The organism is Aquimarina sp. RZ0, from assembly GCF_008370685.1.
GTDB lineage: Bacteria > Bacteroidota > Bacteroidia > Flavobacteriales > Flavobacteriaceae > Aquimarina.
The window spans coordinates 68,578-79,500 of sequence record NZ_VTZU01000032.1; the positions used below are offsets into that span (position 1 = coordinate 68,578).

The following is a 10,923-nucleotide window of genomic DNA, read 5'->3' on the forward strand; positions in this document are numbered from 1 at the left end:
GCAATGAATATACCCAAATTCTTATTTCATTATTACGAAATTGAACAAGGTCCCTTTAAAAATATTACTGATAATACATTCGAGGAGGCCAAAAACATCCAAAATAATATTTCGGTTGGTTTTAATAGTAAAAGACCACCCAATTATACTGAACTCAGGTTTGCATTAGAAAAAAGGTTAAAAAACGAATTCATAAGCAAAGGAGGGAAGCCTAAAAGAGAGAATCCTTTCTATTTTACATTAGGCGAATGCAATTGGCTTAAATCGTGTTACCATACTCCTGGTGTAGTGAAAATTCCGTTAGATAACTTTAAATCAGAACAAATAAGTTTTACCTATCCGGATAGTATGGTATCCTTTCAGTTTTTTGATGAGCCTAAGCTTAAGAAATACAAAAAAGAGTATAACGGAAAAGTTTTTGTACGACAAGAAATGGAAACTGTTATTAAAAAATACGGAATCCCCAGAGAAAATATCTGGATGACCAATGAAGAAATGAAATACGATCGCTATATTGAAGCGCAGGTATGGGATGATTATATACTAAAGGATTACCTGAAATAATAACTGCGAACAGCATATGAAATACGTTATAAAAATACTATTCTTCCTAATAATTATATTAGTAGGTATTGGCTATTACTTTAAAAATTCCGGTGATCATGTAAACGGAGACAAATGGGTTGGCGCTGGAATACTGATGGCTTCATTTGTACTGATGCCTTTATTTATCTATCATCGATGGAAAAACAAAAAGGTAAAAGACTATATGTTAACTGAAGAAAACTTAAAAAAAATGAGAGATTTCAACAAGAATGAAAAAACCGACAATTGCTAAAATTTTGTAAACATTTACATTTTGGTAACAATTAATATTCTTTTAAAAACTACCTTTATAATTCAATTATTATTTTTATTACAATGGAAGGAACAGTTAAATTTTTCAATGAATCAAAGGGTTACGGCTTTATTACAAACGATGAAACAGGTAAAGATATTTTTGTTCATATATCAGGATTAAATGGTGAAACGTTACAAGAAGGAGACAAAGTAGAATACGAAGAACAAGAAGGAAGGAAGGGAATTATCGCCGCGAGAATACGGATAATCAACGATTAATATAGAATTTTTACCCATAGCAGCGCTACATTAGATAGCGCTTTTTTTATATCTAACTGTTATTTACTTTTAAATTTTTCGCTTTCAGTTATTATAAACTCTAATATTTTTAATTCATTTTCAGATTTCAATATTTTTATGGTTTGAGTATTCTCATTCAGATATTCTAGAAAATCATATAATTTAGTTTCTGGGATCATTAATTCATTTACCAAAAAATTAGTATTGTAGAAATCAGAGAGCTTAGGAATCTTTATTTTTTTAGATCCTTTATTTTCTTTTTTCTTAAAAAAGCGACCAATCATTCTTCCTAGGGCAATAAAATTAAAGTTTGTTGCATTTTTTCTATGATTAATAGCAGTACTCCGTATTGTAGCCACACCTTTTTCATTAATAAAAGGAGTTTGATCTAGCTGTTTTGCACTAAACATTGGTAAATTATGCTCATATGTTTTTATTTTCTTTATATCTTCTTCTACTCCTCCCGAAAGTGTATGATCAGATATTCTTACTTCTTCAAGTTCATTTATTTTTATGTCTAACTTAATCGATAATCTAGCTGATTTCATATCCTTCTTAGTTACGATATGTACTTTCTGTTGATGCTTAATCGAAGAAAAAACGATCGTATCATCTACTTTTGCTTTAATCTCAAAAAAACCTGCAGCATCATTAATTGCCCCTATTCCTTTTGTAAGATTCAAAATATTTACTGCTTCTATCTTTTCAGTACCTGTTAGTATTTTTCCATATAGTATATCAGAATCTTGAGAAAATACTGAATAACACAATAGCCAAATAATGATATGTACTGATATACGCATGCATATTATCTATATACATATAGACTAAATACCTGGCTAAAAGTTGCAATTATAAATATGGCAGATATGAACCAAATTACCGATTAATAACATTCCCCACATCAGAATCCGATTAATTCCTAGAGCTAACGAAGCGAAAAATCAATCTAAATGGTGGTAAAAATTGATAAATTTTACAAAACATAATTAACTGAATATAAATAACAAAAATTGATGTTAGTCAAGATTAAAACAATTCAATGGATAATATTAGCATATATTTTATACTAAACTTAGCATCTTTTTTTTATTTTGAAAATATCAAATAATGAAACTAAACTATTGTAGAAATTTGGGACAAGTACGGGAATAGAAAAGAGTTTTATAACAACCTGAGTTACTATTTTCATTTAAATTGAAATATAGATTCTTTATTTTTCATTATTATACGATTTGTGATTAAAAAATTCGTATAAATTCATTGAATTATTTTTTCTTTATGCAAGGCAAAAAAATCAAGCATAGCTATAGCTACGGTTTATTTTTTAAACGAAGTAGAAAGGAAAAAGAAACGATGAATATGCGAAATTTTTAGTTATAAATCGTATTACAAGAATATAAAGCGTTGAAATCAATAGTTTCAAAACTATAATCTAGTTTCGTTTTTCAATAAAAAAACGCTTTAAAATTTCGCTACATTCTTCTGCCAAAACACCTCCAATCATTTTTGTTTTGGGATGTAGCGTGGTCCCCAGATTGATACAGCCTCGTTGTTCATCTCTGGCTCCGTAAACAATCTTACCTATCTGACTCCAAAAAAGTGCGCCAGCACACATCTGGCAAGGTTCGATAGTTACATATAATGTACACTCTTTGAGGTATTTTCCTCCTAAGAAATTTGCCGCCGCTGTTATGGCTTGCATCTCTGCATGAGCAGTAACATCGTTTAGTACTTCTGTTAGATTATGTGCTCTGGCAATTACTCTATCTGCCACCACTACAATAGCTCCAATAGGTATCTCTCCTTTATCATAAGCAGTTTCAGCTTCCTGAAGCGCTTTTCTCATAAAATGTGAATCATCATAGGGATCGAACATCTTTTTAGTTTTTTAGCTAAACTAATAAAATTTCAACTTTTGAGGCCTGGACAAAGTGTATTTAAATGAAGTGGTTTACACTTTTTTGATTCTAGCGAAAAATAGTTGTTTTTTGATCAATTGAAGTGCTTTTGCACTGCATAGCAATACTATGAAATAAGAAAAAGTCAAAAATTGAGCCAAAAAAAGCGTTTTTATAACGAATTGAAAAAAATCAAGATGAGTTCAATAACTAAACATTCATCGTAGCTTTTATAGCTATATTATCTCTTTATTATTCGAATGTATTAATGCTACAGATTAGGGTATTCTGCTTTTATACTTTCTGCAATAGGAGTAAAATAATTGTCCGTTTCTAAAGAACCTGTTATCTGTGCGTATTCTTCTACAGTTTCTCCATATCTGGGAGAATCTGGATTGATATATGTGGAAGTAATATTATTTCTATAAGCAGGATTAAGTACTTCTGCCACCCGTTCCATTCTTACTAAATCGTACCACCTGATGAATTCTCCTGCAAACTCCCATTTTCTTTCTGTAAATGCCAACTCAGCAAGATTTCCAGAGGTAACATCAATCGCAGTATTAGGTATAGTTGCAGGCGCTAATTCTGCTCTTCTTTTTACTCTATTTAGTGCTTCCCAGGCTTCGGGAGTTTCACTACCAACTCTACCAGAAGCTTCTGCATAGATAAGTAATACCTCTGCATAACGCATTAGAAAATCGTTCCGATCCGTAGTAAAAGTTCTTGGGATATCTCCTTTTCCTGTAACCTTGGCTATAATAGGGTTGGGCTGATCAAAATCAGTCCAATGTATTGTCTCCTGTGTCTCTGGATTTGTATGCGGATCTTCTATAGTTGGATCTGTGATATAGGTTGCATTTTTTCTGTGTCCTTCTGGGAAATCTTCAAAAAATCTAATTTCTCCAAAAATTTCATTCCATCCTTCTAAAACAGACGGCAGACCCAAAATTCCTTTTTTGAAATTAGCATATTCACATGAAGTACAATAGACGACTGTAAATATAGATTCTTTATTAAACCTGTGTTCAAGAGACCATAAGTCATCTAAGTTCTCCATTAAATCAAAACCATGGGATATATGGTTATCCATTACTTTTTTGGCATTTCCTGCAGCTAATGTGTATTTAGATTCATCTCTTACAGGAAAACCAGCCCAATCCATGTATAATCTAGATAAAAATGAGCTTGCAGTGCCTTTATTAGGTTGTGGAGCACCTGATTGCACATCAGGATATAGTATAGGAAGTAATTTCTCTGCAGCTAACCAGTCTTTTTCAATTTGTTTATAAACAGCTGCCATTTCTGATAAAGTAACCTCTTTATCTAACTCTATACCCAATTGTATTGGAATATTGCCAAACATCCTTACTAGATGGTGATACATCAATCCTCTCACAAAATAAGCTTCTCCTGTAAGTAAATCTTTGACAGCTGTATCATCTATTTCTAACCTTTCTGCATTTATTATAATAATATTTGTTTTCTCTATAATTGCATAAGATTCAGTCCATATAGCATAAGCAACACTTTCACTACAATCAAGAATTCTAGTATCAAAAGTTCTGATACTACATTTACTACTATTATAAGAAGTAGTAATATCATCTCCTGCCCAACTGGAAGCGAAAAAATTATTAAAACCCATAGCTTTTGCCAGATCCACATATAATTCATCCACTTTTGTTTTCAATTCATCAATACTTATAATAGTGCTAGTATCAGGTTCTGGACTTGGAACCTGATTATCATCAGACGAACATCCCGAAAATATAATAATTAAAAATATAATAACAGCTTTCCAAAATTTGTGTGGTATATTATTTCTCATTTTGATATATGATTTTGTTATTTGTCAAACAAAATGTTTTCAATAGTTCATATGGAGAACTAATCAGTATGAATTAATAAAATAATTGTTAAAATATAAAAAAAATCCTAACTATAAGCCTGTTTGCTTACATAAAATCAATACTTTGCTCTTTTGCTATAGACGTATTGAAATTCTTATTTATTATCTTTTATGCTATGAATCCCTATTATACCTGAGACAATCTCCTAGAAAATATTACACGTAACACTATATCAAAAGGAAAATAATTTTAACAGGATACCTTCGTACATAAATTTTCTTTTAAAGTCGTAGTTTTGTATTTATTTTTTAGAATGCCAGACAAATTCCTTTCTCATATAGAATACCCATCTGATCTTAGAAGACTTTCTATTGATCAATTGTCTGATGTAGCCAAAGAATTAAGAGAGTTTGTTATCAATATAGTAGCCTCAAAAGAAGGGCATCTGGGAGCAAGTCTTGGTGTTATTGAACTTACGATTGCGCTACATTACATCTTTGATACACCTAATGATCTATTGGTTTGGGATGTAGGACATCAGGCATATCCACATAAGATTCTTACTGGTAGAAAAAACTTATTTTACACAAATCGACAATTAGGAGGCATTAGTGGATTTCCTAAACGCAGTGAAAGTGTGTATGATACTTTTGGCGTAGGTCATTCATCTACTTCTATCTCAGCCATATTAGGAATGGCTATTGCCTCTAGACTGAAAGGAGATCATACAAAACAGCACATCGCTGTTATTGGAGATGCTTCTATCGCCAGTGGGATGGCTTTTGAAGGCTTAAACCACGCAGGAGTTACAGACACAAATATCCTTGTTATACTCAATGATAATGCTATTGGCATTGATCCAAGTGTGGGAGCACTAAAAGAATATCTTACCAAAGCAACAGTCGGTTTTAAACCTAAAACTGATAATATTATAGAAGCGTTAAATTTTAAATATTTTGGTCCAATTGATGGGCATAATTTACCTGAATTATTAAAAACTTTGGAAAAACTAAAATCTGTTAGAGGACCAAAGCTTCTGCATATCATAACCACCAAAGGAAAAGGCTTAAAGCAGGCAGAGGAAAACCAGATAACCTATCACGCCCCAGGGAAATTCGATGCGGTTACTGGTAATTTATTTCCAAAAAATGACGCTGTCCAACCTCCTAAATTCCAAGATGTATTCGGACTTACACTCTTAGAATTAGCCAGAGAGAACCCTAGAATTATTGGAATTACTCCTGCTATGCCAACAGGAAGTTCTCTAAAATATATGATGGAAGAAATACCTGATCGAGCTATTGATGTAGGTATTGCCGAGCAGCACGCGGTTACGTTAGCTGCAGGAATGGCTACTCAGGGATTAGTCCCTTTCTGTACTATTTACTCAACTTTTTTACAACGGGCATATGATCAGATTATTCATGATGTTGCTTTACAAAACTTGCCTGTAATCTTTTGTATTGATCGTGCAGGTCTGGTTGGAGCGGATGGAGCTACACATCACGGAGTTTTTGATATTGCCTATCTTAATTGTATTCCAAATATGATTATAGCCGCTCCCGCACACGAAATTGAGCTAAGAAACGTACTCTACACAGCTTCTCTGGGTCTGGAAAAACCTATTGCTATTCGATACCCGAGAGGACGAGGCACGCTGCTCAACTGGAAAAAAGCCATGAAAAAACTCCCTATTGGTACAGGAACTATTTTAAAACAAGAAAAATCAGAAATTGCTATTGTATCTACCGGAACTATTGCTACTAATGTTACAGAAGCATTAAATAGCATTACAAAAAAAGTAAGCCATTATCATTTTTGTTTTATCAAACCTCTGGATAGTAATTTTCTTAAACAAATACTAAAAGAACACAAAATTATTATCACAGTAGAAGATGGAGTTATCAAAGGTGGTTTTGGAAACGCTATTTTAAATTTTATTAACCAAAATAATTTTTCTTCTAAAATTGTTATGCTCGGGATTCCTGATCAATTTATTCATCACGGAACGACTGATGAATTAAGAGAAATTTGTGGAATTTCTACAGAAGGAATTAAAAAAACAATCTTAACACAGTTTTCTCTTATTCAATTACAATCTTAGTTGTAAATCTATTATTACCTTCTCTAGTCATAATTTGCAGTAGGTAGATTCCTGTTCTCAAATTGTTAGCATTAATACTATGAGATCCATTTAAGAAAATATCTTCATCAAAAACTATTCTCCCATTCATATCTACAATTCTGATCGTCGTTTCTCCCAAACCTCTGGAGATATTAATGACAAAACTTCCAGAAGAAGGATTCGGAGTAATTCTAAATATATCCTTATCAAAATCCTCAACATTTAGTAAACATTGTAATTCTGATGATGGTGGAATATCAAAAGCTTCTATCTGATCTGCTCTGCTCATACTATCTCCCTGACTGGCACTCCATCCCAAACCACGTCTAGAAAAAACTTCCCAAATAAGACAGGCATTGTCCCCGGAATTTGCAGCTTCATCTGCAGCTAGAATAGCATCTCGTCCGTCTATAAATCCAGGGTTACAGGATTGTAATTTTAAACCGTCAATTATTAATTGCATTGCTAAATTATTTCCACCAGTACCGTTATAGATATCAGGATCAAAACCATCTCTATCTATAAAAGCCCAGGTTAAATCCCATAACATAGAAGCCCAAACAGAACCTACACCATGAGGCGCATTAAAAACAGTTTGGTTATTAGTATCTTTATAAGTGACAGAATTGATGGCCATATCTATACTATAAGGAGAAGGTCTAATCCCGTTTCCAGTTACAGGTTCATTTATTGAATAGGTTCCAATACCTCTGGAGTCTGGTCCTGTATCTCCAGTTTCTATAGTCATCATTAATGCAAACCAATCAGACCATCCTTCTCCCATTTGTTCTGTAAACTGAATACAATTCCCTTCAGAATCAAACTCTGCACAGACTCTTAAACAACCAGAATTATCTGCTCCTCCGGTTAAACGAGTAGAAATCCCATGACCATATTCGTGTATTACAATTCCATTATCAAAACTACTATCTTCTGCAAAAAAATTTCTTCCTACATCAGACATAGTCGCATTGATTGTATTTGATGTCATTGCAGAAATCAACGCTTCTCCATCCTCAAGTCCTATCATAATTGCCGGAATGGTGATTAATGCATTATTACCTCCCATAGAAGTTGGAGCTCCCGGTTGGTTGTTTACAACCAAAACCGCAATTGCACCTGATTGTTGACATCTAAGGACTTTATCATCAAAATTACAGCTTCCTCTTTTGACCACAGCAATTTTTCCCACTAGTGCTGCAGCATTTAGAATCGTATCACACGCATCATTAGGGTCTGTTGATGTTGTAGACATCATATCTGTCACCAACACCAGATCTGCAGTCAATCCATCAGGAAATAATGGAGCATCTACGTGACCTCCTGGATTGAATGAGTTATCTATAGTAGCATAAGAAGCTCCTGTCAATGTTCCATTGTTTACTACAAAAGTATCTATGGAAGGGTCTGAAACAGGATTCCATAAAAACATTTGCATTCTGGGATTAGAACCATCCGGTGGTGTTCCAAAATTAGCATTATTAAATCCTAAACCGTCTTGTGTATCTGCAAAAACTTCATCACTGCCTATTCCTCCTTTACCATAATTGTTAAATTGAAAATTTCCTGCGGATTCATCAAAACCATATTGGTACCAGACATCGTGAACTATATTATTAGCATAAAAGAGATTCGTAATAGAGGCTTCTTCAAAATTTTCGACTATTGCACTTTGATCTAACGGAAAATCAAATACCAGACCTGTACCCCCATCTGCTTGGTTTCCCGCGATATTATCAGCATCCGTGTCTTCTGAAGCCAGTACATTGTTTCCTCTAGTGGTTGTAAATTCTATTCCCGAAATCCCATCCGTATCATGCCAACCAAAGGGTGAAGCCAATGCATTTGCCGGATTAGAAACTAATACTCGGGATCCGTGATTGGGACTCTCCACACTTGGGATTGGGAAAACATTATAAGTTCCCTCCATTAATAAGTTCCTCTCATTTTTAAAACCAAAAGATGAGGTTTGGATGTCATTTGCTATATCTTTTTTTCTATAGCTATTATTTTCTTCAAAAGAGCAGTGCATCATCCAGTCTGTTCTGTCTATAATTTGCCCTGTTACAGCATCTACTCGGATACTATGCCAATGCGCTCCGTCTGTAGTATAAATACTAATATCCCAACAAAGCAGCAGTTGCCCTTCTTTAGAAACATACGTTAGTTTTACTGGTATTTCTTCCTGAGAGATATTCTTATCGGATAGTGTCATATCTCCATTTTTTTCCTTCGTAAGAACTTTTAATGTCTGTGATGTTTGTAGTCCTAAATTCGTAGCAATAGCCTTTATAGCATCGATAGGTTTCAGATGTGGCGTCGTTGTCGCAATTTTTTTAGAAAGATGCGTATGGAACTTTTCTGAAAAGGAAATTATTTTACCATCTCTAATTGCAAAATTTCCTATTGCATTATAAATCGGGATAGTATTATATTCTTGGATAACATACACATTTGTTAGTTTCATACTCTTAGAAAAAGACGCTCTCTGAATCTTTAATCCAGAAACATCCTCTACAGACATCTCGTGTACCAACATATATTCTTTGATCAACTGCAGATTGGATGATTGAGCTTTGATTTCCGTGGTAGGGAAAACTAGCGCAAAAAATAAAATATGATAGAAAAAATGTTTCATTCTATAATTCTTTTCGAATAACAACCCCAACTTATCATAGCAAAATACTGTAAAAACAATACGTTAAAATAAGGAAAATAATAACACCCTCCTGAATTACTTATTAAGAAAACAATTAAAAAAGGGAAATATTATTTCAAAAAATATAAAATCGCATCTTTCACCTTAAAATAAAAAATAATAGGGCTCCCGATTAAATCTCATAAAGAATCTATATAATGAATTTTTATATATCTATAACTTAAGACATTGTCAAATTCTTTGGGTTTTAAGATAGTATTTATTGGAAAACAGTTTGGTTTGAGAGTTAAAAGGGTAGCCCTAAAATAAAAATATAAGTAATTAAAAATATCCCGTAAATCTTGTAAATTTCAATTGTGCAAAGTATTGTACTAGCTTAAAACTAAATAATCTTTCGAAATTCACTCAATTTACGGGAAGGTGTAGGTTTAAAGAGAATAATTAATATCATTTTGGGGATTAAATTTTCAACAACATCGTTAACTTTTCTTCTTTGAACGACTTCCACTTGATATAAAAACTAACAAGAGAAATAGTATTTTTAGAAACAGAATTTTTCATTGTATAAATATTTAAGTGGTTATATATATAACAGTTAAAACTCATTATACCCTACATCATTTTCTAGAAAAAACTATATAAAATTGATTATAGAAGTTATAAGTTAACTTACTAAGAGCAGGCTGTCCAAAACAAGAAAGTACCTATCTCATTAATTGTCAGATAACAAGAGATCTGTTTTTTTATTGAACTCCTCTTGAGTAGTGATTTTTTAGTCAAATGGAAGATCCTAGAAGCCATATAAACCAACTTCACAATTTTATTGACTCCTTCTTATCGGAATAATTTCAGTAATTTGTGGAGCAGAAACTTGGAAACAAATGGTAGGGTTTGCTAGGTCAAAAGAAGCATTTCTTAAAACATTTCTCGAATTACCCAACGCAATACCTTCAGAAGACACTATAAACAGATTGTTTTCGGCAATCGATAGCCTGGAATTTGAAAAGTACTTTATCCAATGGGTAACTACGGTAAGCAGTCAGCACAAAGGGCAAATCATTGCTATTGATGGGAAGACAATTCGAGGAGCAAAATCACACGGAAAAAAATCTCCAATCCATATGGTAAGTGCTTGGGCTTGCCAAAATAATATGGTTCTAGGTCAAGTGAAAACGGCTGAAAAATCTAATGAAATAACTGCGATCCCAGAACTTATAGAAGCCTTGGATATTTCAGGAACTATCG

8 protein-coding genes and 1 pseudogene are annotated in these 10,923 nt (G+C 33.1%); 5 read left to right on the plus strand and 4 right to left on the minus strand.

Features of this window, described 5'->3' with window-relative positions:
- Nucleotides 1-3 precede the first annotated feature (3 nt).
- The 3 genes from F0000_RS13530 (at nt 4) to F0000_RS13540 (ending at nt 1,119) form a co-directional block, all read left to right on the plus strand.
- Nucleotides 4-564, plus strand: coding sequence for a hypothetical protein (locus F0000_RS13530; protein ID WP_149625255.1), 561 nt, complete (start codon nt 4-6; stop codon nt 562-564).
- Nucleotides 565-580: 16 nt separating this feature from the next.
- The gene (locus F0000_RS13535) at nt 581-838 is read left to right on the plus strand and encodes a hypothetical protein (protein WP_149625256.1); all 258 of its coding nucleotides are present in this window, start codon (nt 581-583) and stop codon (nt 836-838) included.
- 83 nt (nt 839-921) lie between these two features.
- Nucleotides 922-1,119 carry a cold-shock protein gene (locus F0000_RS13540; RefSeq protein WP_149625257.1) on the plus strand — a complete coding sequence of 66 codons (198 nt, stop codon included), beginning with the start codon at nt 922-924 and terminating at the stop codon, nt 1,117-1,119.
- 59 nt (nt 1,120-1,178) lie between these two features.
- On the opposite strand, the gene F0000_RS13545 is transcribed toward F0000_RS13540, so the two are convergent.
- The 3 genes from F0000_RS13545 to F0000_RS13555 form a co-directional block, all read right to left on the minus strand.
- The gene (locus F0000_RS13545; protein ID WP_149625258.1) at nt 1,179-1,943 is read right to left on the minus strand and encodes a hypothetical protein; all 765 of its coding nucleotides are present in this window, start codon (nt 1,941-1,943) and stop codon (nt 1,179-1,181) included.
- A gap of 632 nt (nt 1,944-2,575) precedes the next feature.
- Complete coding sequence (locus F0000_RS13550; protein WP_149625259.1) at nt 2,576-3,019, minus strand: nucleoside deaminase; 444 nt, start codon at nt 3,017-3,019, stop codon at nt 2,576-2,578.
- Nucleotides 3,020-3,312: 293 nt separating this feature from the next.
- On the minus strand, nt 3,313-4,872 hold the full coding sequence (locus F0000_RS13555) for a RagB/SusD family nutrient uptake outer membrane protein (protein WP_149625260.1): 1,560 nt from the start codon (nt 4,870-4,872) through the stop codon (nt 3,313-3,315).
- Between the two features lie 335 nt (nt 4,873-5,207).
- Between F0000_RS13555 and F0000_RS13560 the strand changes: the two genes are divergently transcribed.
- On the plus strand, nt 5,208-6,998 hold the full coding sequence (locus tag F0000_RS13560; RefSeq protein WP_149625261.1) for a 1-deoxy-D-xylulose-5-phosphate synthase: 1,791 nt from the start codon (nt 5,208-5,210) through the stop codon (nt 6,996-6,998).
- Here F0000_RS13560 and F0000_RS13565 read toward each other — a convergent pair.
- Nucleotides 6,979-9,657: a T9SS-dependent M36 family metallopeptidase gene (locus tag F0000_RS13565; RefSeq protein ID WP_149625262.1), complete on the minus strand. Its 2,679-nt coding sequence runs from the start codon at nt 9,655-9,657 to the stop codon at nt 6,979-6,981. The two genes, F0000_RS13560 and F0000_RS13565, sit on opposite strands and share 20 nt — an antisense overlap.
- A gap of 848 nt (nt 9,658-10,505) precedes the next feature.
- On the opposite strand from F0000_RS13565, the pseudogene F0000_RS13570 reads away from it, so the two are divergent.
- A pseudogene (locus F0000_RS13570) lies at nt 10,506-10,923 on the plus strand (ISAs1 family transposase); the annotation flags it as partial.

Bases quoted from the DNA above. Each gene is read 5' to 3' on its own strand.
- F0000_RS13530 (WP_149625255.1), top strand. From the start codon at position 4: ATGAATATACCCAAATTCTTATTTCATTATTACGAAATTGAACAAGGT.
- F0000_RS13550 (WP_149625259.1), bottom strand. From the start codon at position 3,019: ATGTTCGATCCCTATGATGATTCACATTTTATGAGAAAAGCGCTTCAG.
- F0000_RS13555 (WP_149625260.1), bottom strand. From the start codon at position 4,872: ATGAGAAATAATATACCACACAAATTTTGGAAAGCTGTTATTATATTT.
- F0000_RS13540 (WP_149625257.1), top strand. From the start codon at position 922: ATGGAAGGAACAGTTAAATTTTTCAATGAATCAAAGGGTTACGGCTTT.
- F0000_RS13535 (WP_149625256.1), top strand. From the start codon at position 581: ATGAAATACGTTATAAAAATACTATTCTTCCTAATAATTATATTAGTA.
- F0000_RS13545 (WP_149625258.1), bottom strand. From the start codon at position 1,943: ATGCGTATATCAGTACATATCATTATTTGGCTATTGTGTTATTCAGTA.
- F0000_RS13565 (WP_149625262.1), bottom strand. From the start codon at position 9,657: ATGAAACATTTTTTCTATCATATTTTATTTTTTGCGCTAGTTTTCCCT.
- F0000_RS13560 (WP_149625261.1), top strand. From the start codon at position 5,208: ATGCCAGACAAATTCCTTTCTCATATAGAATACCCATCTGATCTTAGA.